Source organism: Kitasatospora sp. NPDC057015 (genome assembly GCF_042673745.1).
GTDB lineage: Bacteria > Actinomycetota > Actinomycetes > Streptomycetales > Streptomycetaceae > Kitasatospora.
The window spans coordinates 74,943-100,565 of the sequence record NZ_JBHUSG010000017.1; the positions used below are offsets into that span (position 1 = coordinate 74,943).

Here is a 25,623-nt window from a genome sequence, read left to right on the forward strand (position 1 = left end):
ATCTTGCCGCCGGCGGGCCGCGGGTTGATCTCGATGAGCTTGGGCCCGGTGGCGGTCACCTTGATCTCGACGTGGGCCATGCCCAGGTCGAACCCGACCGCGCGCAGCGCCTCCACGGCCAGGTCGCCGCAGGCGCGGACCACCGCGTCGGGCAGGCTGGACGGGAAGCTGTGGGCCAGTTCGACGAAGTAGCCCTGGCCGACGACCGACTTGTCGGTCACCCCGAAGACCTCGTACCGGTCGCCCTCGGCCAGCACCTCGACGCTGACCTCGGGACCGCTCAGGTACTCCTCCACCATCAGCTCGTGGTAGCGGCTCTGGCCTCGGGTGTTCTCCACTCTGGACCGGATCAGCTCCACGTGCTCGGCGGCCTGCTCGGCGGTCTCCACCAGCCGGACGTCCGCGCTGCTGGTCTCGTCGGCCGGCTTGACCACGCAGGGCAGGCCGATCTCGGCCGCCGCCGCCCGCGCCTCGGCAGCGGTCTGCACGGTACGGAACGCCGGTATGGCGACGCCGAGTTCGGCGCAACGACGGCGCATCAGCGCCTTGTTGCGCGCGACCGTGACCCCGTCGACGCTGACGGTGGGGAGGCCGAGCAGGACCGCCACCTCGGCGGCCACGACCACGTCGTACTCCGCCAGCGTCAGGAACGCGTCGAAGGCGTGCTTGGCGCCGGCCGCGTGCACGTGCGGCAGGAGCTCCTCGAGGATGTTCGTCTCGCAGTGCACGATCTCGTCGACGTAGTTGTCGAAGTAGGCCGGGCCGCCCGGCACTTCCAGGTACCGATCGAGGTCGCGGGTGAAGAAGGTGACGCGGCAGTCGAGTTCCTTGATGATCTGTAGACCTTCGAACCCGGAACCGGAGAGGTTGCTCTCCAGGACACCGACATGAAGCATGGATGCCTCCGATGGCATGCCGACACGTGGTCGGGTGGTGATGCGGGGGACAGGGAGGGGTGCGGCTCTACCAGCACCCGGAGGTGGCCAGGGCGCGCAGCAGTTGAGCCGAATCCTCGCGGTCCTCGGCGGACAGTCGTGGCACGATCTCGGCGGCGGGGGCCATCACCCGGGCGCCGGGCGGCACGTCGGCGAGCACGAGCGAGCCGGCACCGATCAGCGCGTCGTCGCCGACGGTGACCGGGCCGAGCACGATCGCATTGGTGCCGATCACCACCCGGTCACCGACGACCGGGTGACGGCGGGCGCCCGGCTCGCGCCGGTCGTCCCGCCACCAGCCGACCGCACCCAGGGTGACCTGGTGGAAGATCGTGACGTCGTCGCCGATCACGGCGGTCTCCCCGATCACCACGGCGGCTCCGTGGTCGATGAACACGCGCCGCCCGAGGCGCGCGCCCGGGTGGATCTCGATGCCGCCGGTGACGGAACGTGCCAGGTAGGACAGGATCCGCGCGGTCCAACGGTGCCCCCGGGTGTGCAGGACGTGCGCCAGCCGGTAGGTCCACAGCGCGGGCAGCGCGGGATGCAGGAGCGCCTCCCCGCGGGTGCTGATCGACGGGTCTCGGGCGACGATCATGGAGAGATCTTCCTTCGCCCTGGCGATCGCCTTACGCATGCGGTCCTCCGTGTGTCATGGCCTGCTTCCCCGTTGGTCCGTTGAACTCGGCGGCTGGACTCAGTAGTTGGGGACCTTCACCAGCGTGCCGGTGCCCTCGACGATCTCCGGGATGTACACCCGCTCGTTCCAGGCGTCCTGGGCCACCGGTTCGAGGGCTATCGACACGGCGCCCTCGTCGACCGAGAAGGCGGTCTGCACCGCGCTGGTGATCGCGTCGACCAGGGCCGAGATCTGGTCGGCCTCCAGGTTGTTCGGGAAGTGCTTGATGCTGACGTGCGGCACGCCGGTGACCTTTCTGCTCTGCCGTGCGGAGTGGATGGAGGTGACGAGTTCGTCGATGCCGGCCGCCCTGAGCAGGCCGTAGTGGTCGGCCTCCAGCTGGAGGACCTTGGGAGGCCGACTGGCGGGCACCAGGCCGGAGTCGATGAAGGAGCCCTGGTCGCCGTTGGCCCGGAACACCGTGACCGGCGCCGTGATGCTGCGCTCGGCCAGCTCCTCCGGGGCGTACTCGAAGAGGAAGGTCTGCCAGACCACCCCGACGATCCGGCGCACCAACTCGCGGTCCAGGTGCTCGAACCGGCCGCAGACGAAGTCGACGAAGCTGTCCTCGTCCTCCGTCGCGGCGAGGCAGTCCTCGACCGCCGACTGCTCCAGATTGCCGGCGAACACCGAGTACAGGATCGCGACGAAGGTGGCGTCGGTGAAGCTGACCGCCGCGTCGGCGCGCGAGCCGTCCCGGGTCTCCACCGGCGGCTTGCCCGGCGCGATGAGGATCAGCTCCTCGACCTGCTCCCCCGCGCGTTCCAGCTGGTGGGCCACCTCGAACGCGACCCGGGCCCCGAAGGAGTAGCCCCACAGCACGTACGGGCCGACCGGCTGGACCTGCCGGACGAGTTCGATGTCCCGGGCGACCATCTCGTCGAAGGTCGGGTACACGCTCTCGCCGGTGTTGATGCCGTGCGCCTGGACGCCCAGGAACGGCCCGTCCTGCTCCAGCCTGCTCGCCAGCAGCCGCAGGCTCATCGGGTAGCCGCCCAGGCCCGGCCAGCAGAAGGTCGGCCGCCGGCCGTCCTCGCCGCCGCGCAGCCGCACCAGCCGGGACAGCGCCGTCGCGGGTTCGCGGTCCACCCGCCTGCCGAGTTCGGCGATGGTCGGCGACTCGAACAGCACCTGGAACGGCAGCGAGCTGCCCAGCTCCCGGTTGATCCGGCTGACCAGGTTGACCGCGGTCAGCGAGTGGCCCCCCGCTGCGAAGAAGTCGTCCCGGATCGAGACCCGCTCCCGCCGCAGCACCTTGCGCCAGATTCCGGCGATCGCCTCCTCGGTCGGTGTGCGCGGCGCGATCACGGGCGCCTCGCTGTCGTCCACGGTGGCCTTGTCCAGGGCGCGCAGCGCCTGGTGGTCGACCTTGCCGTTGGGCGTGAGCGGGAAGGAGTCCAGCACGGTGACCCGGTTGGGCACCATGTACACGGGCAGCGAGTCGGCCAGGTCGTCCTTGATGATCTCGGCCGGCCCACGCATGTGGACGGAGTCCTCCTTCATCCCCTCGCTCAGCCGCTGCTCGTCGCTGATCCGGCCGCCGACGGCGAAGTACGAGGCCGCCTCCGCACCGAGACCGACGATCTCGCGGATCCGCCGGGCCGACGGCAGGTCGTTGCCGGTCTCCGAGCTGTAGCCGGAGGACATCAGCCCCAGGCCGTCCCGGTTCATCTGCAGGCGCTGCAGCTCCCGGCCGAGGTCGACGTAGCGCTGCCACGGCTCGGCCGCGCGGCCGATCAGGCTGACGCCGAACCCGGCGCGCTCGTAGACCTCCTGGTTGATGGCGATGACGTGCTGCTTGCGCACCAGCTCGTCGGACACCCGCACCAGGTCACCGTCGGTGTAGCGGTACTGGCCGCCGGCCAGGTCCGCGATCCGGCCGGGGTGGGCCTGCACGTACAGGTCGACCGGGCCGGGCGCGGCCGGGGCGGCGGAGGTCTCCACCTCGAACTCGGCCAGGTAGTAGTCCTCGTCCGGGCAGCCCAGCAGGTCCTTGACCGCCGGCACCCCGTCGCGGGCACTGATCCGCAGGCCGTACGCGGGGAGCACGTCGTCGAACAGGCCCACCATGTGACCGGTCTCGAACTGGAGGACCTCCCGGATGTTGTTGCGGTAGACCGGCTCGATGCCGGCCCGGTGTCCGATGAAGTGGACCCGCAGCCTCGACGGACCGGCCGGCGCCGCGCTGATCAACGTCAGCCGGTGGTCGATCGGGTGGTAGTAGTAGTAGCCCGGCTCGATGCCCGCGATGCCGGAAAGCTCCAGGTAGAGCTGGGTGCTGTACAGCGATCCGGGCGAGGCGTAGCCGTACTTGGGCAGCAGTCGCTCGCTGCTGGTGAACTGCCCGAAGTAGCGCAGCAGGGTGCCCAGCTCGGACAGCGTCAGCGACTCGGGGAGCCTGGGTTCGACCGACTGCTCCGGTGCGGGGGCGAGCAGGCCGAGGATGTCGTCCCTGCCGACCTCGCCGCCCTCGAAGAACCGGTACGTCTTGCGGGCGAACACCGTGCGCCGCTGCTCGGCCTCCGAGGACCGGCCGGGCAGCTCGACGAACGGCAGGCCACTGTCCTGACGCACGCCCAGATTGCCCAGCTGCGCCTTGAGTTGCAGCTTGCTCGCCTTCGACTGGTGGTGGGCGCCGTGGTTGCCCTGGTCCATCACCGCGGCCTGGTTGGGGTCGAGCTCGATGAACGCGACGAGGTTCGCGCCGAACCGCGGGTCGTCGCGGACGACGACGGCGGCGCGCTTCACCCAGTCCTGCTTCTCGATGGCGACCTTGATCTCGTCCAGCTCGACGCGGAATCCGCGCAGCTTGACCTGACTGTCGGTGCGACCGAGGAACTGCACGGTGCCGTCGTCGTTCCAGCGCGCCAGGTCGCCGGTGCGGTAGAGGCGGGCGAAGTGGGGATCGTCGGAGAACGGGTTGCTGATGAACCGTTCGGCGGTGAGGTCGGGACGGTTCAGGTAACCGCGGGCGAGCTGGCGGCCCGCGATGTAGAGCTCGCCCGACTCACCCGCCGCGACGGGCCGGCGGGCGGGGTCGAGGATGTGGAAGCTGGTGTCCCCGACCGGTCGCCCGATGGATATGTGCTCCGGACCGTGCTGGACGGTGTTCCGGTCCACGGTGTGGGTCGACGCGTTGATCGTGCACTCGCTCGGACCGTACAGGTTGACCAGCACGCAGTCCGGCAGTGCGTCGAGCAGCTCGATCGCCAGGCTCTTGGTGAGGGCCTCGCCGCCGCTGAACACCTGGGTGAGCGAGGTGCAACGGGACAGTCGTCCGGTGTCGACCAGCGCCTGCAGCAGTGTGGGCACACCCTGGAGGGTGGTGACCCGGTTCGCCACGATCAGGTCGATCAGCCCGTCGGGGTCGCCGTAGACCCCGGCGCCGCTCATCACCACGCTGCTGCCGCAGGCCGGTGCGAGGATCTCCCACTGGGCGGCGTCGAAGCTCAGCGGCGTCTTCTGCAGGACGGTCCTGCGTTCGTCCAGGCTCTGTTCGGCGGCCAGCCAGCGCATCTGGCTGACGATGCTGTGGTGCTCGATGCCGATGCCCTTCGGGTTCCCCGTGCTCCCGGAGGTGTAGATGACGTAGGCGAGGTGGTCGCCCTGCGCGTGCGCCGGGGACGGCGCACCGGTGGCGGCACCGGTCCGCGGCTCGGCCTCCGCGGAGGCCAGGGCCTGGGCAATCGTGACGATCTTCGTTTCCGGTGGCGCCATCGTGGCGAGCCGGGACACCAGGGACTCGTCCGTCAGAATGACCTCGGCCCGCGAGTCCACCACCATGTAGCGCACGCGCTCGTCCGGGTACTCCGGCGAGAGCGGCAGATACGCGGCGCCGGCGTGGAGAACGCCCCAGACGCTCGCCATGAGATCGACGGACGGCTCCATGAAAATGCCGACCGGCTGATCCGGTGTCACCCCGAGTTTCCGCAGATGGTCGGCCAACTTCTCACTGCGTTCATTGAGTTGACTGAAGGTCAGGCGCTCTGCGCCGCATGAGACGGCTGTCCGGTCGGGCTGTACAAGTGTGGCCGTGCGCAGCATGTCCGACAGAGATAACTCTTCGGACACCATCAATTTCGCCATCATCCCTCCAACCTCGAATGGAATTCTTTCGAGCGCGCCGTTGACCAGGCATGCCAATGCCAAAGTGACAAAGACATGCCAAAGATATACCCAAGAAGAACGTGCAGATCCACCATCTGCCGCCACGACAACACACCCCGGAAATACGGGCATGGCGAAACGGACAACACGATGGTATTAAGGCTGTTTCATGGAAGCGGTGGATTTCGCACGACATTCACATGAACGACTTGTGTCCGCAAGGGACTTGTCGCAATCACGCAGTGTCCTGCCGCGCTCAGACCGCCCCAGTACATCGGCAACAAGGGCTGTGGCGCTCCTTCGAGCAGTCTTGCAGACCCATCGTCACGCCTCCCCCCTTTTCGGCCAATCGACTGGCGTCCGGATAGGCGGGCCCGACAACAGCCTAGCCACGAACTATCGGCATCGGCGTAGCGGCTCCCCACCGAGCGTGACTATAGGTCGAGAAGCAACCCGCTGTAAATCCCTCAGGCCCCCGAGGCCATGCCGCGGACCCGCCCTCGGGGGCCCAGCTGGCCGGATGGCCGCTCCGCCCCCGATCGCGACCTGACCTGGCACATCAAGATCACTCCCTCTACCGGGTGTCGTGATTCGATGACTGTCCGTCAGAAAAGGCGATCTTCGGACGCCCGGGGCGATGGCCGCCACTCGGGTCGGACGATGGCCATTTCCGCACCCCCCGGAACCCCGGCCGGGCGGCCGTTCCACCCGCGTAGACCAGCAACTACGCTGCTTTTTGGACATGTTGACAGATCACTGATCACGAGCAGGCAACTCCCCCGCGAACACCGCCGGCCCCGCCATCCTCGCCTGCCCCACCGAAGCCCCCGGCACCACGTCCGAATGTGGCCTCAGAACGTTCTGTCGGATGCAGACTTAACCTGCGATCCAAGGGGCGGGAGCATCGTTCGTGTCCCGCCGATCGCCCGCCGGCGGGAATGGCGCCGCGACCGGGCCCGTCCGACCTCGGAGCAGCTACGCATCCGACCGGTCACCGCACTCGACAGGGGTCGGCACACGGTCCGACCGGCACTCCCGGCGCCGCATTCACCGAACTTCGATGTGCCGGAGCACCCTTGACTGGCCGTCATCGTGATGTCCGACACATCGGCCCGGCGGCGCGGGCCGGCCCCCCGTCCGACCGGCGGACGGCGCCGCCCTCCGGACGCCGACCCGGCGGGCACGCCCGGCAGCCGCACGGGCGCCTCCGGGGCGGTCCGGCGCCCCGATCCGGAGGCCGTCGCCGGGCCCGGCGGTCGCCCGGCGGGTCGCACCGCGGGGGTCCTCGGCGCCGGCGCCGTCGATCCGGCCGCGGCGATCCGGCGCCGGGGTGCCCCCGACCCCGACCTCGGCGACGCCCCGGCCACCGTCTCCATCCGCCCACTCCTGCCATCAAGAAGTAGTTGCAAGTATTGTGCAATAAGGACTTCGAGGCAAGCCCCCCGAATCCGACGCATGATCATGTGGAGCGCGTGCGCGGGGAATTCGGACGACTCCGCTCCACTCGGAACGCCTGTGCGCCCTTCTGGCGGCCTTGAGGCCCCTCCGGGTCCCCACCACCCCGACTGCCGCCCCCGCGGGGCCCAGGGGCACTCCAGGGGCCTTTCAGTGCGGCGTCTCGGCATCCGGCGACCTCCGACCTATCATCGGACGATCTGCCCGGTCCGCCGTGAGAGGACGCCCACCGTGACGATCAGCGCATCCCTGACGGTCGACCAGGCCGTGGACCGCATGCGGGCCTTGAGCGATCTGCTGCCCGCCCGGGACGGTGTCGCCGTCTTCAACCGGATGTACCTGACCGTCACCGAGCTGGTCCGCGAACACCTCACGGACGGGTACTTCGACGACCCTTCGGCCGTCGCCGCCCTGGACGGGCTGTTCGCCGGCCGCTACCTGCAGGCGGTCGACGCGGCGGCCGCCGGCACCCGGCCGCCGGCCTGCTGGCGCCCGCTCTTCGAACTGCGCGGGCACGCCGGCATCCACCCGATCCAGTTCGCGTTGGCCGGGATGAACGCCCACATCGAGCACGACCTGCCGCTGGCGGTGCTCGACACCTGCCGGCTGCTCGGCCGGACACCGGACGACCTCGCCGCCGACTACGGGCGGATCAACGGGCTGCTGGCCGGCGTGGAGGACACCGTCCGGGACTCGCTGCTGCCCGGGCCGGAGGAACTGCAGCTCGCCGACCCGCTGCTGCACGTGATCGGCGTCTGGAGCATCGACCGCGCCCGCGACGCGGCCTGGGCGAGCGTCCTGGCACTCTGGGAGCTGCGACCGGTGCCGTTCGCGTACGCGGCGGTGAGCCGGGCGCTGGGCGGGTCGGTCGGCATGGTCTGCCGCGCGCTGCTCACCCCGCTGAACGGGCACGACGAAGCCGGCCGGCCCCCCTTCGCGGGGAGCCGGCCGGCCGGTTGAGCTGCGAGCCGCCGGGGTCGGGCCCGGCTGCCGGGGTCAGGCCCAGCTGGAGTGCAGCGGCTTGCCCTCGGCGTAGCCGGCCGCGCTCTGGATGCCGACGACGGCCTTCTGGTGGAACTCCTCCAGGCTGTTGGCCCCCGCGTAGGTGCAGGAGCTGCGCACGCCGGCCACGATCGAGTCGATCAGGTCCTCGACGCCCGGACGGGCCGGGTCGAGGAACATCCGCGAGGTGGAGATGCCCTCCTCGAAGAGCGCCTTGCGGGCCCGGTCGTAGGCCGACTCCTCCGAGGTCCGGTTGCGCACGGCGCGCGCGGAGGCCATGCCGAAGCTCTCCTTGTACTGGCGGCCGTCCGCGGTGGTCTGCAGGTCGCCGGGCGACTCGTAGGTACCGGCGAACCAGGAGCCGACCATGACGTTGGAGGCACCGGCGGCCAGCGCCATCGCCACGTCGCGCGGGTGCCGGACGCCGCCGTCGGCCCACACGTGCCTGCCGAGCCGGCGGGCCTCGGCGGCGCACTCCAGGACGGCGGAGAACTGGGGCCGGCCGACACCGGTCATCATCCGGGTGGTGCACATCGCGCCGGGGCCGACCCCGACCTTGAGGATGTCCGCGCCGGCCTCGACCAGGTCGCGGACGCCCGCGGCGGAGACCACGTTGCCGGCCACGATCGGGATCTGCGGGTCCAGACCGCGCACCGCCCGCAGCGCGCTGATCATCGACTCCTGGTGGCCGTGCGCGGTGTCCACGATCAGGACGTCGGCGCCGGCCTCGATCAGCGCCTTGGCCTTGCCGGCCACATCGCCGTTGATGCCGACGGTGGCGGCGATCCGCAGCCGGCCGGCCGCGTCGACCGCCGGGGTGTAGAGGGTGGCGCGCAGGGCGTTCTTGCGCGTCAGGATGCCGACCAGCCGGCCGTCCGCGTCCACCACCGGGGCGAGCTTGCGGTGGCCCTCGTTGAGCTTCTCGAACGCGGCCCGCGGGTCGATGCCGTCCTGGAGCAGCAGCAGGTCGCGGGACATCACCTCGCTCAGGCTGGTGAAGCGGTCCACGCCGTGGCAGTCGGAGTCGGTGACGACGCCGACCGGTCGGCCGTCCTCGACCACGACGAGCGCGTTGTGGGCGCGCTTGGGGAGCAGGGAGAGCGCGTCCGCGACGGTCGCGCCGGGCTCCAGGGTGATCGCGGTGTCGTGCACCAGGTGGCGCTGCTTGACCCAGCCGATGACGTCGGAGATGACCTCGGTCGGGATGTCCTGCGGGATCGCGACCAGACCACCGCGGCGGGCCACCGTCTCGGCCATCCGGCGCCCGGCGATGGCGGTCATGTTGGCGACGACCAGCGGGATGGTGGTGCCGGTGCCGTCGTTGGAGGAGAGGTCGACGCCCTGCCGGGAGCCCACCGCGGAGCGGCTCGGGACCATGAACACGTCGTCGTACGTGAGGTCGTACGGCACCGAGTTACGGTCGTCGTAGCTGCCGGTCTGGGGGTTCAAGAAGCGCATGAAGAAGGCTCTCTGGCTTTGGGAGGGTACACCTCGGGTGCGGTCAGGTCCGGCCGGCCGAGCGCACTCGGGCGCCCCGCACCCAACCGTCAATACTTGCCGATACCCCTGCCGAACGCCAGTTCACACGTCATTCCTGAACATCCGCACAAGCCCGCGTCCGGCACGGCCGATTTACCTTGGAGGAACCTACAAATCGAGCCTCTGGAAAATGGTCGGACGCCAGGTCAGACGCTCTGCTAGGGTCGCCGGGCCGGCCGCGGGACTCCGGCGCGACTTCCGGAATGTGCCTTTTACGCAATAGTTCGCAGTTCGCGCCCCCATTCCCCGGCCGGCCTCCACACCAACCGGGGGGACGGTCATCGATGGCCACCGAGGAATCCTTCGGCGACCTCGTCGCCGCCGACGACGTCCTGCTCTTCGTCAACGCCGCGATCACCGCCACCGGGCAGCGCGAATTCCACTCCGAGGCCGGCGAGCAACGCCTCTCCCTCGACTTCCTCCACTCCTACATCCTCGGCAACTACCGCGAGCTCTACGCGGCGGTGCTCGCCCTCGACGTCAACGACCACAACGCGGCCCTGATCGTGCGGGGCCTGCTGGCGACCGCCGGTGAGGCCACCGCCGCGCAGCGTCGCTCCGAGGGCCGGCTGATCGCGCGCCGCCTCGCCCTGCTCCCGCCGCAGCGGGTCTACCGGCTGATCCGCGAACTGCGCCGGGCCAAGGTCAACAACCGGCGCACCCGGGCGATCCTCCGCGACTGGCTCGCCGCCCGGCCCGACCCCGCCCTGGACGCCGTCAAGTACCGCGCCGGACTCAAGCTCGCCCTGCGGCACACCCACCTCGCCCCGCCCGCCGCGGAACTCGGCGACTTCCTGTTCCGGCCCGCCCGGCAGAGCGCGTTCACGACCCCGCTGCTCGACAGCTGGCGCCGCGCCCACTACCAGCAGTCCGCCCTCTACGAGCTCCCCTACAGCGTCGCCGAGGGCTTCGCCGCCAAGCACGGCATCACCCGCGGCGCCTTCCTGGAGCGGATCGCGCCGCGGATGACCCGGCGGGAGCAGCTGCGCCTGCAGGAGTCCGGCCGGCGACAGGGGGCCGAGGCCGTCCGCGCCGACCTCGGACGGATGCCGCTGACCCGGCTGGCCGGGTACGTCCTCGGCCTGCCGACGGACGACCGGGTGCAGCGCCGGACCGAACTCACCGAGGCCCTGCGCGCCGCCGCCCGGCGGGCCGCCGGCCCCCACCGGGGCAGCTGGGGGCGGGTCGCCGCGGTGCTCGACGACAGCTTCTCCACCACCGGCTCCGGCCAGAAGCGCCGCCGCCCGCTGACGGCCGCGCTGGCCTGCCACTTCCTGCTGGAGGCGCTCGCCGCCGAGTACACCCCGCTGTGGACCTCCGGCCGCACCGACGCCCTGCTCGTCCACCCGCTCGGGCCGACCCCGCTCGGCCTGCGGATCGTGGACGCGCTGGACACCGCGCCGGAGCGGCTGCTGATCGTCTCCGACGGCTGGGACAACGCGCCGCCGGGCCTCGCCGCCGAGGTGCTGCGGATCTGGCGCACCCGGCTCGACCCCGACGGCCGGACCAGCATCGTCCACCTCAACCCGGTCTACGACGCCGAGGACTTCGACGTCCGCCGGCTCGCCCCGACCGTGCCCACCGCCGGCCTGCGCGACGCCGAGGACCTGCCCACCCTGGTCGGGCTCGCCCGCTTCGCCGAGGGGCGCACCGGCCTGCCCGAACTGACGGCCTATCTGGACGAGCGGACCCGCGCCTTCCTCGACCCGCCCGCGCCGGCAGCCCCGCCCGTCCCCGTCCCGGCCCCCACGCCCGAGCCGCTCCCCCGGCCCCTCCCCGAGGACGCCCGATGACGCCCCGGGCGACCACCACGCCGGACCTCACCGGCCTGCGGACCGGGCCCGCCCAACTCTGGGGCGCCGTCCGGCTCGTCCCGCTGCTGCGGGACGAGCCGGTCGCCGGCCTGCGCCTGCACCGGCGCGCGCTGGGCGAGGAGCACGGCGTCGTCCAGGTCGACCGGCGCACCACCTACCACTCCTACCTCCCGCACGCCTTCGTCGCCGACCGGACCGGCGACGGCACCCCGGTGGCCGCGTACGGGACCCACCTCACCGACGACACCCGGGCCGAGCCGCCGCCCGCGGGCATGCCGCTGCGCCTGCACCACCGGCTCGCCAAGCGCGAGGGGCGCGACCGGCTGCGCTTCCTGCCCCAGCACCTCGCCCTGGAGGGCTACCTCAGCCTGCACTTCGGCGGCCCGTCGGTGCTCTGGGAGGAGTGGTCGCAACGGGCCGTCCGGCAGGGCCTCTCGCCCCGCGCCGAGGAGGCCTGGACCGGCGCGCAGGTCCGCGGCCTGGCGGACGCGCTGCGGCTGTTCGAGATCCACCCCGGGCAGTGCGGCCTGCTGCTGTACCTCGGGGACGCCCTGGCCGCCGCCTTCGTCGTCCCGCACCCCGAGGACTACCGGGCCCTGCACCCCACCCTCGTCCAGGACCTCTACGGCGAACAGGTCCACCACTACGCGACCCTGATGCCGGCGCTGCCCGACTTCCGCGCCCGGATCGCGGGCCCCGGCATCCGCTCGGTCGCCGACCTGCGGGCGGCGGCGCGGCGCCAGGAGGAGGAGTGGGCCGGCTTCCACGACTCCACCATGGCGGCCGGCCTGCTCGGCCCGGCCTACGCCTTCCGCACCGTCCGCCGGCTGGGGCCCTTCACGCTCAGCCGCTTCCTGCCCGACTTCCGGCAGCGGGAGGAGAACCACATCGGCGAGACCATCACCGACGAGGCCGGGCGGACGGCCTACCTGAAGACCTTCCGGCTGTCGGAGAAGCAGGTCCGCCGCGGCCACCTGCTCGACCGGCTGGCCGCGCACGACTGGCACCCGGCCCGGACGGCGGCCGCCCTCGGCATCGGCGAGGCCCAACTCGGCCTGCGGCTGGAGTCGGCGGGCTTCGGCGCCCTGCTGCGCCAGGACGTCCTGGACCACTACCGCCGGCAGGCCCGGGGGCCCGGAGCACCCTGACCACCCGGGACGGGCCGGACGGACCCGCCACCTACGATGGCCACTGATCGATCATCAAAGGGGGGATGGCCGTGAAGCACCTGTCATGGGACCAGCTGACGGCCTACCGCGCGCGGGTACGCGGCTGTCTGCTCGGCGGGGCCATCGGGGACGCCCTGGGATTCCCGATCGAGGGACTCGCCATGCCGGGGATCGAGGCGCGGTACGGGGAGAGCGGCATCACCGGGCTCGTCCCGGACCGCGACGGCGTGATCGGCCGGATCAGCGACGACACCCAGCTGACCCTCTTCACCGCCGAGGGCCGGCTGCGCGGCTACGCCCGGGCCGTGTCCCGGGGCATCAGCGGGGCGGAGGTCGTCCTCGTCCAGGAGGCGTACCTGCGCTGGCAGGACACCCAGGACCACGAGGAGCCGCCGCCCCGGTACGACCTGCGGCACCGCAGCGGCCGGCTGCGGGAGGAGCGCTGGCTCTACGCCCGACGCGCGCCCGGCCTGGCCTGCCGCTCCGGCCTGCGCCAGAACCACGTCCCGGACTCGCGGAGCGCGATCGACGGCACCCCGGGCCCGGTGAACCCGGACTCGAAGGGGTGCGGCACCGTGATGCGCTCGGCCCCCTTCGGCTTCGCCGAGGGCAGCCCGCACCTCTCCTTCGAACTCGCCGCCAGATGCGCCCAGATCACCCACGGCCACCCGACCGGCTACTACGCGGCGGGCGCCCTGGCCGCGATGATCAGTCATCTGCTGACGGGAGAGGGCCTGGAGGCGGCCGTCCTCAAGAGCATGGAGCTGCTCGCCCGCTACCCCGGCCACGAGGAGACGACCAACGCCCTGCGCAGGGCCGTCGACCTGGCACACGCCGGGCCGGCCTCCCCGCTGACGGTGGAGAGCCTCGGCGGGGGCTGGATCGCCGAGGAGGCCCTGGCCATCGCCGTGTACGCGGCCCTGGCCCGCACCGACCACTGGCAGAAGCGCACCCCTATCGAGTCCGCGTTCCTGATCGCGGTCAACCACTCCGGCGACAGCGACTCCACCGGCTCGATCTGCGGCAACCTGCTGGGCGCCCGGTACGGCGACGGGCTGCTGCCGGCGCACTGGCTGAAGGAGATCGAGGGCCGGGCCGTGATCGCCGCGCTCGCCGACGACTTCGCCGCCGAGGTCCACCCCGGCGAGCAACGGCCCTGGGAGTACTGACCGGCCGGGCCGACCGCCGCCGGACGGTCCGCTCGACCGGATCGCGCGGCCGCGGGCGGGCCGGGCGCGGCGGCCCCACCAGGGCACTCGTCCGTCGTGTCGTAGAACCGCCACAGTCCGCCCGGCCGCCGACTCCTCCCGTGCGACCGCGACGGGTGATCGAGTACCTTCTCCCTTCGACGGAACAACGGGGGGTCGAGGTCGAGTGTTGAATGCGGGTCTGACACATCAAGTCCGGATGCTGCATGCCGGCGCTGGTGATCCGGCCATCGTGCTGGCCGCGTTCCGGACGAGCGTCGTGTTCGTGCCCCGGGACCCCGACGGCCGGGTGTGGACCGGGGACGAGGGCGGGGTCCGCTGGATCTGGGCGTTCAGCACCGAGGCGGCGATGACCGGGTTCGCCCTGGCCCGGGGTCATCAGGGCACCGAGCTGGACTACCTGACGGTCCGCGGTTCGCGGCTGCTGGACGTGGCGGTGCCCGCGGTGGGCCGGCCGTGCGGGGTGGCACTGGACGTCGGCGGCGCGCAGCCGATGCTCTTCCCGCCGGTGCACGGGATCGTGCCGGACGCCGTCGCGGTCGACGGGGGGCAGGGCTGATGTCGGACTTCCAGGTGGACCCCGAGGCCCTGAAGCTGACGGCGAAGGGCATCAACGACGCGATCGGCGAGCTGAAGGCCATCGGCATGGTCCAGGGCGCCGTGGTGGGCCGGGGCTTCGACGACCTCGAACTGACCGGAGTGCAGATCGGCTCCCCCGGCTGCAAGTCCGCCTTCGACGAGTTCTGCGAGCGCTGGGCGGTGATGGTGCGGGGACTGGTCCAGCAGGGCAACGAGATCGCCGAGAAGCTCGACCTCTCCGCGGGCATCTACCACGAGCACGAGCAGTACGTCTCCGGCGCCCTGAAGGACGTGGTCAGTGCCGGCATGGGGAATCCCGACCTGACGCAGGACCAGGTCGAGGGCCGGTCCTGGAGCCAGACCTGGGCGGACAACCCGTACACCCAGGTCACCAACGCCGACTACTCGGCGAAGTCCTTCGAGGAGTCGGCGAAGCACTCCGCCGCGACCTGGGAGGGCGTCGAGGCCGACTACCTGGAGTCCAACCCGATGCTCAACCAGCTGGGTGACGAGCAGAAGAACAAGGAGCAGGCGGCGAAGCTCCGGGCGGAGTCCGACGCGATCAACAAGCAGTACGAGGCCTACCGCCAGCAGTCGGGCGGCCACTGATGGGCGGCTTCCTCGGGGGCGTCAAGAGCTTCGCCGGCGACTTCGTCAACCTGCACGCGCACGCGGTCGGCGACGCCCTCGACTTCGTCGGGATGCACGACGCCGCCCACACCGTGGACAAGTGGGGCGACGGCGTCGCCGACGACCTCGGCGCGGCCGTGGGCGAACTCAACCTCGGCGAGAGCGACGATCCGAAGGAGCTCGTCCACGGCGACGTCAAGGCCATCGGCGAGACCATCCAGCACCTGCAGAAGTTCAACCTGGCCTTCGAAGAGGTCGCCGCGGGCATGAGCCGGATGGACGCCGCCCACTGGCAGGGCCAGGCCGCCGACGCGTTCCGGGCGAAGTTCTCCACCCAGCCCGTCGCCTGGCGGGTCACCGCGGACGCCTGCGAAGCCGCCGGAAAGGCGCTGGCCGCGCTGGGCGGCACCATCAGCTGGGCCCAGGCACAGGCCCAGCAGGCCATCGACACGTACCGGAAGTCCGAGCAGGCGACCCGGGACGCCCAGAACGCGTACAACCGTCAGGCGGACGACTTCAACCGGGCGGTCAAGGCCTACAACACGGCGGCGCAGGCGGGGCAGAACCCCACGCCCCCGACCAGGCCCGCCGAGTTCCACGACCCCGGCGCGGCCGGGCGCAAGCAGGCCGCGGAACTGCTGCTGGAGGCGCGCAAGCAACGGGTGAGTGCCGCGCAGGCGGCGGAGAAGGCCATCCGGGCGGCAACCGGCGCCGCGCCCAAGGCGCCCGGGCTGATGGACCGGGTGGGCACCGCCCTGCTGGACGCGCCCGACATGATCGGCGCCACCGCCCTGCACATCGAGGGCGGTGTCGTGAAGGGGGGCGCCGACCTGCTGAAGTTCGTCCGCGGGGTGAACCCGATGGACCCCTACAACCTCACCCACCCCGCTCTCTACCTGGACCACCTGAACTCGGTCGCGGGCGGGCTGGCGTACACCGGCAACCACCCCATGGAGCTGGCGAAGTCCCTGGTCGGCTCCGGCTGGGGCTCGGACCCGGGCGAGGCCGGCGGCAAGGCCTTCTTCAACCTGATCTCCGGCCTCGGCACCGGCGGTGGCAGCGAGGCGGCCGCCGTCGCCGAGCGGGTCGCCATCAACGCGGCCGAGCGGGCGGCCCAGCGGACGGCCGTCCACGCGGCGGAGAACGCGGCCGAGCGCGGCGCCGTGGAGGCCGCGGAGAAGTCGGCGCAGAAGGCCGCGGCCGGTGTCGTCGACCACCCGCCGTTCAATCCGTCGAACCCCGCCGGCCTCCCCGACGGCTGGACCATCAAGCCGCCCGAGTCCAGCGCCGAGCAGGCGGCGGGCGCCGCCAAGAGTGTCCCGGAGCCGGTCCACACCCCGGCCCCCGAACCGAAGCCCTTCCACCCCGCCGAGCACGGGAACGGCGACCTCGCCGCGTACGCCCACGGCGGCGACGAGGCCGCAGCGGGCGCGAAGGTCCACGAGCCGGGCGGCGAGGCCCCCGGCGGGCACGGCCACCCCGCGGACGACGGGGCGGCCGGGCACCCGCCCGCGGAGCAACCCGGGGCCGCGGCCCACGAGGCACCGCCCGCGCACGACGGGGCGACCCCCGCGGAGTCCGGGCCCGGGCACGACGCCCCCGGTGACCACACCGCGCCCGACCACACGCCCGCCGACGGGGCCGGCCATTCGCCCGGACCCGACGGGCCGATGTCCCCCGACGACTTCACGAAGCTGCCGCTGGACGAGCAGATGCGTGTCGCCGAGAGTGAGATCTCGGGTGGCGCCCGGACGTTCGCCGACAACGCCGAGGCCAAGCAGTACGGCGCCGACTACTGGAACGACAAGGTCGGTGAGCTGTCCGCGGAGCAGAAGACGGCCCTGCGCGACTACACCTGCGCGAGCAAGTACGAGGCGGACACCGTCTCCTACCAGGAGATCAACGGCGAGCTGCGCGCCAAGGGCCCGCTGTCCGACGAGGTGGCGGCGCACGTGAAGGAGCTCGACAGCGCGTTGGCGGCCCATCCCATCCCCGAGGACATCATCGTCGCTCGTGGAACGGGCCTGGAGCACGTCAAAATGGAACCCCAGGACATGGTCGGCAAGGTCTTCGACGAGGATGCCTACTCCTCCGCGTCGCTCGGGGAGGCGGCGTTCGACAGCAAACCGGCAATCCTGCATCTCCGGGTTCCGGAAGGAACTCCGGCGATCTGGGTGGAGAAGGTGGGCGCCTACGGCGCCGGCGAACGGGAGCTCCTCCTGGGCCGGGACATGCAGTGGCGGGCGACCCGAGCGGTCAAGAGTGGTGGCCAGTGGCACATCTATGGTGAGGTGCTCTGATGAGTGACGAACAGCGTTCGCGCGAGTACGGCTGGGCCAGCGACCGCCTCAACGAGGACGTGCAGTTCAAGGTCGCCGACGGCGGACCGCCCGAGTACGCCCGGACCACGTCCCGGGCCGTCGAGTACGTCGCGGTCGCCAACGGGGAGAAGCTGCTGGGCTACCTCTGGGCCTGCGACGCGGACGACGCGGCGGGCTGGCAGGTCCGGCCCGCCGGCGGCGACGAGGCCTACAACGCGGGCGTCCTGTGGACCCTCCGGCTGAGGGAGGCCAAGGCACGGGGGCTCACTCCCTCGCAGGCGCTGGCCGAGCTGGCCGACCACGACGGCGGCGCCGACGCCGACCGGGTCGTCCCGGGCTCCCGGGCCCTCGCCGGCAGCCGAGCCGCCCTGAAGACGCTCGCCGGCGACGACAAGCCCTCGCAGCCCTCCGCACCACCCGTGCGCGGGGGCCGCTGAGGCCGCGCGGCACCCCGGATCCGAGTCACCGGTGCCGGCGCCGCCGACCTCGCGGGTCGGCGGCACGTGACGGCGGGGAGCCCTACCGCTCGTCGCCCCGCCCGTCCCCCGGCACGAGGTGGTCGACCGGGAAGGCCACCGCCGCCTCGCTGCCCGGGTCGAGCCGCAGGTCCAGCCCGGCGGCCACGGCGGCCAGTTCGCGGCCGGTCATCACGACGGTGCCCGGCCAGTGCCGGGGAACCAGGCCGGCCGACGTGCACGCGTCCACGGCGTCCCGGCCGCTGACGCCCGGGGAGACGAACAGCTCGGTCGAGCCGGCCGTCCGCGCGCACAGCTGCAGTTCCGCGTCCAGGAGCGCCGCCAGCAGGTCCTGCGCGCTGCCCTCCCCCGCCACCAGCCGTCGCAGGGCCCGCTCGGCCGGAGGCCGGGGCGGGCCGGCCGCGTCGCCGGCGGGACGGTGGGCGGGGTTGGCGATGAACCGGGCGACGACGCCCTGGTGATCGATCTGCCAGCCGCCGACGATCCCGTGCGGGGGGACGGAACCGGTCGCGTCGAAGGCGGGGTCCACCGCGAACAGCCACTGACCGGGCCGGCGCCGGGCCTCCTCCCGGACGGCGTCGGGCAGCGCCGGCCCGCCCCGCACGCTCACCACCTCCTCGACGGAGGGCGGCTCGGTGGAGAAGTAGAAGCCGGCGACCGAGGACACGTCGCGCGGCGGGCTGGGGAGGTCGCCGAGGGCCACCCCGATCACACCGTCCGCCAGGACCACCACCACCCGGCCGGCGTCGTCGATCAGCACGGAGCGGACCGGACCGCCGGGGCGCAGGTCGACGACGTCGTCGCCGTCCAGGAGCCGGACCCGGACCAGGCCGTCCGTCCAGGCCGCGGCGACGAGCAGGCCGCGCGGCCCGCGGCCGACGGCGACTGCCGCAACGGGGCAGCTCCGTCGGTCGACCGGCGCGGGCATCGGCGTGGTGCCGGGCCTCCAGGCCCGCACGGTTCCGTCCTGCCCACCGCTGACCAGCAACGGCCGGCCGGACCGGGCCAGCGGGACGCCGTCCAGCGCGGTGACCGGGCCGTCGTGGAGGTGCTCGACCGCGGTGGCGGGCAGGCAGTGCACCCGGCCCGCGCTGTCCCCCACGCTGCCGGCGAGGCCGCCGAGGGCGGTCGGCCGGGCGCCGTCGAGCGCCGCGGGATCCACCGGCTCCGGCAGGGAGGAGCCCGCCAGCAGCCGGGTCCGGCCCGTCGGGTCCAGGGCCACCACCGCGCCGTCCGGCAGCGCGGCCAGCGAGAGCAGCGGGGTGGGAGCCGGGTGCGCCGCCACCTCGGAGAGCTGCCCGGTCGCCGAGGCGACCGCGCGAAGCCGACCGCCCTCGTCGACCGTCAGCACGTACCCGGCGTACGGACCCCGGGTGAGCGCCGCCGCGGCCAGCCGGGGCTCGGACGCGGCCGACCACACGGCCCATTCGGCCCGCCAGGCACCGGATCCGTCCAGGGCGGCCGCGGCAGCGGGGTCGTGTCCCAGCAGCCGGGCACGCAGCACGGCGGCGCGCTCCGCACCGGACGGTGCGCCGACCAGCGCCGGCCCGGCGGCGTTCCAGACGGTCGCGAAGCGGCTGTCCGGGAGCGCGGCGAAGGCTGCGGTGACGGCGACCGGATCGGCGTGCGCGAGGAAGCGCGGGTCGTCCAGGAGCGCGGCGGCGCTGCCGGACCGGACGGCGTGGTCGAGGATCAGACCGAGGTGGCCGGGCTCGGCCGCCGGCAGGTCGGGGCCCCCGTCGGCGGTCCGCGGCACGGTGGCGGCCAGGGCGCGGACCAGGCCGGCCTGGTCCGCGGCCGTCGATCCGGCCGTCACCGCGTCACGGAGCGGGCCGGCCGGCAGCCACCAGGTGTCCTCGGTGGCGGAGTCCGCCGCGAGCACCTCCGCCGCCCGGCCGACCGTCCCGGGCTCCGCGTACCCGGCCCACTCCCGGCGGGTCAGTGGCCGACCCGCTGCCGCGAGTGCCCGCAGCGCGGGGCGCAGGTCCGGCGGCAGCGCCGCCCACCAGGCGGCGGCGACGCCGCCCGAGGTGTCCGTCCCGGCGGGAATCCGCGCGGCGAGGCGGGCCAGGCGCGGGTTCGCAAGGACCGTCTCCGCCTCGAACGGGGAGCGCGCGCCCAACTGGCCGTACCAGCGGGTGAAGCGGGCGCCGTCGGTCCACCCCGGCTGGTCGAGGTCCAGCACCGCCGGGCTCGGGAACGACGCGAAGGCAGCCGCCTCCACCGTGCCCTCGGCCAGCTCGGCCACCATCCGGATCCGCGGCAGGTCCAACAGGCCGGCCAGCAGGTCCGCGACCTCGCGCGGCTCGGCCGCGCGGTTGAGGTCCCGGACCAGCAGCAGGACCGGCCGGTCGTCCCGGCCCGCCTCCGCCCGCAGCTCCGCGGCGGTACGGGCCGCGACTCCCAGGAGCCGGGCGAGCGACCAGACCGCGCCGCGCCCGGTCAGCCCCGCCGTCGACAGGGCGAGGGCGGGAAGGCGGGTGGTCGGTGCGCTCGGCGAGGCGAGAGCCGTCGCCAACCAGCCGACCAGGTACGTCTTGCCGGTACCGGCGCTGCCCGACACCCGGCACAACCGCGGCGCCCGAGGGTCCTCCGCCCAGCTGAGCAAGGCCCGCCCGGCGGGTTGCCGTCCGGCCGGAAGGGTCGGCAGCCAGCTGTCGACGGTCTTCATGCGAATCCCCCCTGTCAAGATCGGCGTCATTCTATGGGCTGCCGCCTGCGGCGAGGACGGCCATCGGCGGCCGACCGGTCCGCGGCACGGACCTCGCCGGCGGGCCCGCCACGGCCGGCCGCACGGGCTCCGGAATGGCTCCGGAATGGCTCCGGACGGGCGGAGCGGCGAGTCGGCCTCGGCCGTGATCCGCGTCACCCGGCGCGCGCGGGCCGCCCGGACCGGCCGGTCGGGCCCCGTGCCGTCGCCCGGGGGCCGGCCCCTGCCGTGCCGTACCGACGAGCTGATGATCGCAACGGTTTCGCCCCGACGTGGCCCGGCCCAGTAGACTCCGCCCGGTAACGGGCGGGGAAAGCGAGCAAGGAAGCAGTGACGGGCATGACGGCGGTCGAGGACATCCAGGACACCGGGACGACCCCGGAGGCGGTCGAGTACGGTCCGGGCATCGACCCCGAACGGCTCGCGCTCTGCCTCGACGTGCTCGCCGAGCTCGACCGACTGGACGTCGACCACCCCGACGCGATCACCGTGCGCCAGGCCGTGGGCGGCGTCTTCCGCACGCTCAAGCAGCGCCGCCGCCAGGAGATGCGGGCCCGCAAGACGGCCAACGACCGCGCCGTGACCGCCGCCACCGCGACCGGCGCACCCGGGCGGATCGACGACGAGACGGCCGGCGCCTTCGGCCTGACCACCGTCACCACCACCGAGATCGCCGGCGTCCTGGAGCGTCCGCGCTCCTGCTACACCTGCAAGCAGCGGTACGTCGAGGTGGACGCGTTCTACCACCAGCTCTGCCAGTCCTGCGCGAAGCTCAACCACAGCCGCCGGGACGCGCACGCGGACCTGAGCGGCAAGCGCGCGCTTCTCACCGGCGGCCGGGCGAAGATCGGGATGTACATCGCGCTGCGGCTGCTGCGCGACGGCGCCCACACCACCATCACCACCCGCTTCCCGAACGACGCGATCCGCCGCTTCAAGGCGATGCCGGACAGCGCGGAGTGGCTGCACCGGCTGAAGATCATCGGGATCGACCTGCGCGACCCGGCCCAGGTGATGGCGCTGGCTGACGAGGTCGCCGCCGACGGTCCGCTGGACATCCTGATCAACAACGCCGCGCAGACCGTGCGCCGGCCCCCGGAGTCCTACCGCGAGCTGGTCAACGCCGAGTCGGCGGCGCTGCCGCTCGGCGAGCTTCCGCAGTCCACCACCATCGGCCGGTTCGGCAGCGGCAGCGTGGACCTGCCCGCCCTGCCCGGGCAGGCCACCGCCGGCAGCGAGCGGCTGAGCGCCGAGGACGTCACCTCCCTCGCCCTGGTCACCGGCTCGGCCTCGCCGGCCCGGATCGAGGCCGGCACGGCGATCGACGCCGGCGGCCTGGTGCCCGACCTGGCGCCCACCAACAGCTGGGTCCAGACCGTCAGCGAGGTGGGCCCGATGGAGCTGCTGGAGGTCCAGCTCTGCAACTCCACCGCGCCGTTCATCCTGATCAGCCGGCTGCGCCCGGCGATGGCCGCCTCGCCGGCCCGCCGCAAGTACGTGGTGAACGTCTCCGCGATGGAGGGCGTCTTCAGCCGCGGCTACAAGGGCGCCGGGCACCCGCACACCAACATGGCCAAGGCCGCGCTGAACATGCTGACCCGCACCAGCGCCAAGGAGATGCTGGAGACCGACGGCATCCTGATGACCGCCGTGGACACCGGCTGGATCACCGACGAGCGCCCGCACCCGGACAAGATGCGGCTCGCCGCCGAGGGCTTCCACGCCCCGCTCGACCTGGTCGACGGCGCCGCCCGGGTCTACGACCCGATCGTCCGCGGCGAGCTGGGCGAGGACCTGTACGGCTGCTTCCTCAAGGACTACGCCCAGTCCACCTGGTGACACCCGGCCCGCAGGCGGCCCGTTCAGCTCGACCGTTCCCGGGAGGGATCCGATGGCAGTGGCACCGGTGCTCGGGGTGGGCGTGATCGTGCCGACCGGAACGGGCGGGGTGCTGCTCGGGCGCCGCATCACGGCGGGCGAGCAGCCGTCCTGGGGCCTGCCCGGCGGCAAGGTGGACCACCCGGGCGAGTCCTTCGAGCAGGCCGCCGCCCGGGAGCTGGCCGAGGAGACCGGCATCGTGCTCCCGGCCGGCGCCATGCGGGTGCTGGCGGTGCTGCTGGACCACCAGCTCGGCCGGCCCCGGCTGACCGCGGCGGTGCTGGCGCCGCCGAGCACCGCCCCCGCGGAGGTCACCGAGCCGCACAGCTGCGCGGGTTGGGAGCGCTTCGCGCTCGACGAACTGCCGAGCCCGCTGTTCCATCCGTCCGCGCTGGTGCTCGGCCGCTGGCTGCCCGGCGGGGCGACCCTCCCGGACGCCACGTACGCCTATCCCGTCACGCCTCTCGTGCCTGTCACGCCCCACGGGCCCGTGACGTCCCCCGGGCCCGCCACGACCCTCCCACCGGCCGCGTCCGCCTCACCCGCCACGCCTGCCACTCGCGAACCACGGGCCTGAACTCCCCACTGCCGCAACGGTGGTGACGACCGAACAGTCAGCCGACCGGCTCACCCGACCACGCCCGGGTGAGCCGTGTTTCGAGGCCGTGAACACTCCGGAGGCGGGGTTGCACAACCCCCCAAGTTAGGGAAACCTTGCCTGGCCGATCTCACTTCTGTCAGGAGCGCATCATGTCTCTCGTCCCGCGTGAAGCCGTCGAGACCGCACGCCCGTACGTTCTCGGCCTCTTCCGGATCGTCGTCGGCTTACTCTTCGCCTGCCACGGCGCGGCCTCACTCTTCGGCATCCTCGGCGGCGCCAAGGGCGGCGGCACCGTGGCCGCCCTGAGCTGGCCCGGCTGGTACGCCGCCGCGATCCAACTCGTCGCCGGCGGGCTGGTGCTGGTCGGGCTCGGCACCAGAACGGCTGCCCTGCTCTGCTCCGGCTCGATGGCCTACGCGTACTTCTCGGTGCACCAGGAGCACGCCCTGTGGCCGCTCCAGAACGGCGGTGAGGCATCGGTGCTGTTCTGCTGGACGTTCCTGCTGATCGCGGCGACCGGCCCGGGCAGCCTGGCCCTGGACGGCGTACTGGGCCGCCGCGGCCGGACCGCCGCCGTCCGCGTGGAGCAGCCGCCCGCCGTGGCCTGACCGCCCGCCCACCCGCCCGCCGTAACCCGCCCGCACACCGTGATCCGACCGCGCGCCGAGTGACCCGCGCGCACCGAGTACCGTCCGGGCGCTCCGGCGGCAGCCGCTGTCGGCCGTCGCCGCCGCGCCCGGACGCTCCGGCCCCGGCGTACCCGTACCGCGTCGGGCCCTACCGATTCAGCCGGCGGCCCGCACCCGGCGGAGGAACTCCTCGATCAGCTCGGGGCTCTTGACCCCGCGCCGGACCTCGACGCCGCTCGACACGTCCACACCCCACGGGCGGGCCAGCGCGACCGCGTCAGCCACGTTCTCCGGTGCCAGGCCGCCGGCCAGCATCCACCGGCCGGCGGGCGGGGCCTCACCCAGGGCCGACCAGTCCCAGCTCTCGCCCGAGCCCGGCACCGGCGAGTCGAGCAGCAGCAGGTCCTCGCCGAAGTCGCCGCAGTCGGCCCCGGCGGCGGAGGCCGCGGAGGTCGCGCGGACCAGCGTCAGCCCGAGGTCCCGCAGGTCGGCGAAGGCCGAGGCGGGGTGGTCGCCGTGCAGCTGGACGGCGCCGACACCGGCCGCCAGCGCGTCCCGCCGGACCTGCTCCAGCGGCTCGTCGCGGAAGACCGCCAGCGTGAGCACCCCCTCGGGCACGGCCTCGACCAGCTCGCGGGCCCGGGCGGTGCTCACCCGGCGCGGGCTCTCGGTGAGGACGAAGCCGACGGCGTCGGCGCCGGCACCCACCGCCGCCCGGACGTCCTCGGCGGTACTCAGGCCACAGATCTTCACGAACACGCCGACCGGTCCTCCTGCACTTTCCGTTCCCGTTGCCGCTCCTACTGTGGCAGGCGGTCCGCGACCGCCGCGACACGCCCCCGGCGGGGCCCCACCCCGAGTCGGGGGACGGACGGTCGCCGGCGGGTCAGCCGAGCCGGCGGACCGGCGAACCCGCCAGGAAGGCCTGGACACCCTCGACGGCCTGCCCGTAGTACGTCCGGTAGTTGGCCTCCGTGACGTAGCCGAGGTGCGGGGTCGCCAGCAGCCGCGGCGCGGTGCGCATCGGGTGGCCGGCCGGGAGCGGCTCGATGTCGAAGACGTCGACGGCCGCCCCGGCGATGGTCCCCGCGTGCAGGGCCGCGAGCAGCGCGTCCTGGTCCACCAGGGCCGCCCGGGAGGTGTTGACCAGGTAGCCGGTGGGCCGCATCAGGGCGAGCTCGGCGGCGCCGACCAGGCCGCGGGTGCGCTCGCTCAGCACCAGGTGGAGCGAGACGAAGTCGCTGGTCGCCAGGAGGTCCTCCTTGGAGGCGGCGAGAGCGGCGCCCGCCGCCCGGGCGCGCTCCTCGGTGAGGTTCTGGCTCCAGGCCACCACCTCCATGCCGAAGGCCGCACCGATCCGGGCCACCTGGCTGCCGATCCTGCCGAGACCGAGCAGCCCGAGGCGGCGCCCGTGCAGGTCCACCCCGAGGGTCGACTGCCAGGGACCGCCCGCCCGCAGGGCGTCGGCCTCGGGCACGATGCCCCGCGCGAGGCCGAGCAGCAGGGCCCAGGTGTGCTCCACCGGGGGGACGGAGGAGCTCTCGGTGCCGCAGACGGTGACACCGTGGCGCTCGGCGGCGGCGAGGTCGATGACGGAGTTGCGCATGCCGGAGGCGATCAGCAGCCGCAGCCGGGGCAGCCGGGCGAACACCCCCGCGGGGAAGGCCACGCGTTCGCGCAGGGTGACCACGATGTCGAAGTCGGCGAGCGCGGCCACGAGTTCGCCCTCCGTGCCGAAGTGTCGGGGAAAGCTCACCACCTCGACCGCACCGGCCAGGGGCGACCAGTCGGCGACGGTGGTCGCGACGGACTGGAAGTCGTCGAGCACGGCGCAGCGAAAGCTCATCTCGGTCTCTCCATGGGTGCCGGGTTCCGCGGTGGCGCCGGCCGC

General features: G+C 73.0%; 17 protein-coding genes and 1 pseudogene. 11 read left to right on the plus strand and 7 right to left on the minus strand.

From position 1 onward, the window contains the following. Nucleotides 1-11: 11 nt before the first annotated feature. The 3 genes and pseudogenes from ACFTWP_RS18390 to ACFTWP_RS18400 form a co-directional block, all read right to left on the minus strand. Nucleotides 12-914, minus strand: a pseudogene (locus ACFTWP_RS18390) (acetyl-CoA carboxylase biotin carboxylase subunit family protein); the annotation flags it as partial. Nucleotides 915-963: 49 nt separating this feature from the next. Then, nucleotides 964-1,572: a serine O-acetyltransferase EpsC gene (gene epsC / locus ACFTWP_RS18395; RefSeq protein ID WP_380265635.1), complete on the minus strand. Its 609-nt coding sequence runs from the start codon at nucleotides 1,570-1,572 to the stop codon at nucleotides 964-966. Nucleotides 1,573-1,632: 60 nt separating this feature from the next. Then, entirely contained in the window at nucleotides 1,633-5,703 is a 4,071-nt protein-coding gene (locus ACFTWP_RS18400; RefSeq protein WP_380265636.1) for an amino acid adenylation domain-containing protein, read from the minus strand. 1,704 nt (nucleotides 5,704-7,407) lie between these two features. On the opposite strand from ACFTWP_RS18400, the gene ACFTWP_RS18405 reads away from it, so the two are divergent. Then, nucleotides 7,408-8,136: a DUF5995 family protein gene (locus ACFTWP_RS18405; RefSeq protein ID WP_380265637.1), complete on the plus strand. Its 729-nt coding sequence runs from the start codon at nucleotides 7,408-7,410 to the stop codon at nucleotides 8,134-8,136. A gap of 36 nt (nucleotides 8,137-8,172) precedes the next feature. Here ACFTWP_RS18405 and ACFTWP_RS18410 read toward each other — a convergent pair whose 3' ends face one another. After that, the gene (locus ACFTWP_RS18410) at nucleotides 8,173-9,636 is read right to left on the minus strand and encodes a GuaB1 family IMP dehydrogenase-related protein (protein ID WP_380265638.1); all 1,464 of its coding nucleotides are present in this window, start codon (nucleotides 9,634-9,636) and stop codon (nucleotides 8,173-8,175) included. 365 nt (nucleotides 9,637-10,001) lie between these two features. Here ACFTWP_RS18410 and ACFTWP_RS18415 point away from each other — a divergent pair, with 365 nt between their 5' ends. From ACFTWP_RS18415 to ACFTWP_RS18445, 7 genes are all read left to right on the plus strand, one after another. Continuing rightward, the gene (locus tag ACFTWP_RS18415) at nucleotides 10,002-11,510 is read left to right on the plus strand and encodes a hypothetical protein (protein ID WP_380265639.1); all 1,509 of its coding nucleotides are present in this window, start codon (nucleotides 10,002-10,004) and stop codon (nucleotides 11,508-11,510) included. Continuing rightward, nucleotides 11,507-12,679, plus strand: coding sequence for a hypothetical protein (locus ACFTWP_RS18420; protein WP_380265640.1), 1,173 nt, complete (start codon nucleotides 11,507-11,509; stop codon nucleotides 12,677-12,679). The genes ACFTWP_RS18415 and ACFTWP_RS18420 overlap by 4 nt, the downstream gene beginning before the upstream one ends. A gap of 65 nt (nucleotides 12,680-12,744) precedes the next feature. Continuing rightward, complete coding sequence (locus ACFTWP_RS18425; RefSeq protein ID WP_380265641.1) at nucleotides 12,745-13,869, plus strand: ADP-ribosylglycohydrolase family protein; 1,125 nt, start codon at nucleotides 12,745-12,747, stop codon at nucleotides 13,867-13,869. 238 nt (nucleotides 13,870-14,107) lie between these two features. Beyond that, entirely contained in the window at nucleotides 14,108-14,467 is a 360-nt protein-coding gene (locus tag ACFTWP_RS18430; RefSeq protein ID WP_380265642.1) for an SseB family protein, read from the plus strand. Continuing rightward, the gene (locus tag ACFTWP_RS18435) at nucleotides 14,467-15,096 is read left to right on the plus strand and encodes a hypothetical protein (RefSeq protein ID WP_380265643.1); all 630 of its coding nucleotides are present in this window, start codon (nucleotides 14,467-14,469) and stop codon (nucleotides 15,094-15,096) included. Before ACFTWP_RS18430 ends, ACFTWP_RS18435 begins: the two co-directional genes overlap by 1 nt. Next, complete coding sequence (locus ACFTWP_RS18440; RefSeq protein ID WP_380265644.1) at nucleotides 15,096-17,417, plus strand: putative T7SS-secreted protein; 2,322 nt, start codon at nucleotides 15,096-15,098, stop codon at nucleotides 17,415-17,417. The genes ACFTWP_RS18435 and ACFTWP_RS18440 overlap by 1 nt, the downstream gene beginning before the upstream one ends. Next, entirely contained in the window at nucleotides 17,417-17,875 is a 459-nt protein-coding gene (locus ACFTWP_RS18445; protein WP_380265645.1) for a hypothetical protein, read from the plus strand. Before ACFTWP_RS18440 ends, ACFTWP_RS18445 begins: the two co-directional genes overlap by 1 nt. Nucleotides 17,876-17,957: 82 nt before the next feature. Here the strand turns inward: ACFTWP_RS18445 and ACFTWP_RS18450 are convergent, their stop codons facing one another. Next, on the minus strand, nucleotides 17,958-20,585 hold the full coding sequence (locus tag ACFTWP_RS18450; RefSeq protein ID WP_380265646.1) for a type VII secretion system-associated protein: 2,628 nt from the start codon (nucleotides 20,583-20,585) through the stop codon (nucleotides 17,958-17,960). Between the two features lie 378 nt (nucleotides 20,586-20,963). Here ACFTWP_RS18450 and ACFTWP_RS18455 point away from each other — a divergent pair, with 378 nt between their 5' ends. From ACFTWP_RS18455 to ACFTWP_RS18465, 3 genes are all read left to right on the plus strand, one after another. Further along, on the plus strand, nucleotides 20,964-22,463 hold the full coding sequence (locus ACFTWP_RS18455; protein ID WP_380265647.1) for an SDR family NAD(P)-dependent oxidoreductase: 1,500 nt from the start codon (nucleotides 20,964-20,966) through the stop codon (nucleotides 22,461-22,463). A gap of 52 nt (nucleotides 22,464-22,515) precedes the next feature. Beyond that, nucleotides 22,516-23,079 carry an NUDIX hydrolase gene (locus ACFTWP_RS18460; RefSeq protein WP_380265648.1) on the plus strand — a complete coding sequence of 188 codons (564 nt, stop codon included), beginning with the start codon at nucleotides 22,516-22,518 and terminating at the stop codon, nucleotides 23,077-23,079. Between the two features lie 173 nt (nucleotides 23,080-23,252). Further along, nucleotides 23,253-23,711: a DoxX family protein gene (locus tag ACFTWP_RS18465; protein WP_380265649.1), complete on the plus strand. Its 459-nt coding sequence runs from the start codon at nucleotides 23,253-23,255 to the stop codon at nucleotides 23,709-23,711. Nucleotides 23,712-23,888: 177 nt separating this feature from the next. Here the strand turns inward: ACFTWP_RS18465 and ACFTWP_RS18470 are convergent, their stop codons facing one another. Beyond that, the gene (locus tag ACFTWP_RS18470; RefSeq protein ID WP_380265650.1) at nucleotides 23,889-24,491 is read right to left on the minus strand and encodes a phosphoribosylanthranilate isomerase; all 603 of its coding nucleotides are present in this window, start codon (nucleotides 24,489-24,491) and stop codon (nucleotides 23,889-23,891) included. Between the two features lie 127 nt (nucleotides 24,492-24,618). Further along, complete coding sequence (locus ACFTWP_RS18475; RefSeq protein WP_380265651.1) at nucleotides 24,619-25,578, minus strand: D-2-hydroxyacid dehydrogenase family protein; 960 nt, start codon at nucleotides 25,576-25,578, stop codon at nucleotides 24,619-24,621. Nucleotides 25,579-25,623 lie beyond the last annotated feature (45 nt).

Coding starts and splice junctions, on each gene's coding strand:
- ACFTWP_RS18415 (WP_380265639.1), top strand. CDS start 10,002: ATGGCCACCGAGGAATCCTTCGGCGACCTCGTCGCCGCCGACGACGTC.
- ACFTWP_RS18430 (WP_380265642.1), top strand. CDS start 14,108: ATGCTGCATGCCGGCGCTGGTGATCCGGCCATCGTGCTGGCCGCGTTC.
- ACFTWP_RS18435 (WP_380265643.1), top strand. CDS start 14,467: ATGTCGGACTTCCAGGTGGACCCCGAGGCCCTGAAGCTGACGGCGAAG.
- ACFTWP_RS18410 (WP_380265638.1), bottom strand. CDS start 9,636: ATGCGCTTCTTGAACCCCCAGACCGGCAGCTACGACGACCGTAACTCG.
- ACFTWP_RS18445 (WP_380265645.1), top strand. CDS start 17,417: ATGAGTGACGAACAGCGTTCGCGCGAGTACGGCTGGGCCAGCGACCGC.
- ACFTWP_RS18460 (WP_380265648.1), top strand. CDS start 22,516: ATGGCAGTGGCACCGGTGCTCGGGGTGGGCGTGATCGTGCCGACCGGA.
- ACFTWP_RS18400 (WP_380265636.1), bottom strand. CDS start 5,703: ATGATGGCGAAATTGATGGTGTCCGAAGAGTTATCTCTGTCGGACATG.
- ACFTWP_RS18425 (WP_380265641.1), top strand. CDS start 12,745: ATGGCCGTGAAGCACCTGTCATGGGACCAGCTGACGGCCTACCGCGCG.
- epsC (WP_380265635.1), bottom strand. CDS start 1,572: ATGCGTAAGGCGATCGCCAGGGCGAAGGAAGATCTCTCCATGATCGTC.
- ACFTWP_RS18450 (WP_380265646.1), bottom strand. CDS start 20,585: ATGAAGACCGTCGACAGCTGGCTGCCGACCCTTCCGGCCGGACGGCAA.
- ACFTWP_RS18440 (WP_380265644.1), top strand. CDS start 15,096: ATGGGCGGCTTCCTCGGGGGCGTCAAGAGCTTCGCCGGCGACTTCGTC.
- ACFTWP_RS18420 (WP_380265640.1), top strand. CDS start 11,507: ATGACGCCCCGGGCGACCACCACGCCGGACCTCACCGGCCTGCGGACC.
- ACFTWP_RS18475 (WP_380265651.1), bottom strand. CDS start 25,578: ATGAGCTTTCGCTGCGCCGTGCTCGACGACTTCCAGTCCGTCGCGACC.
- ACFTWP_RS18465 (WP_380265649.1), top strand. CDS start 23,253: ATGTCTCTCGTCCCGCGTGAAGCCGTCGAGACCGCACGCCCGTACGTT.
- ACFTWP_RS18455 (WP_380265647.1), top strand. CDS start 20,964: ATGACGGCGGTCGAGGACATCCAGGACACCGGGACGACCCCGGAGGCG.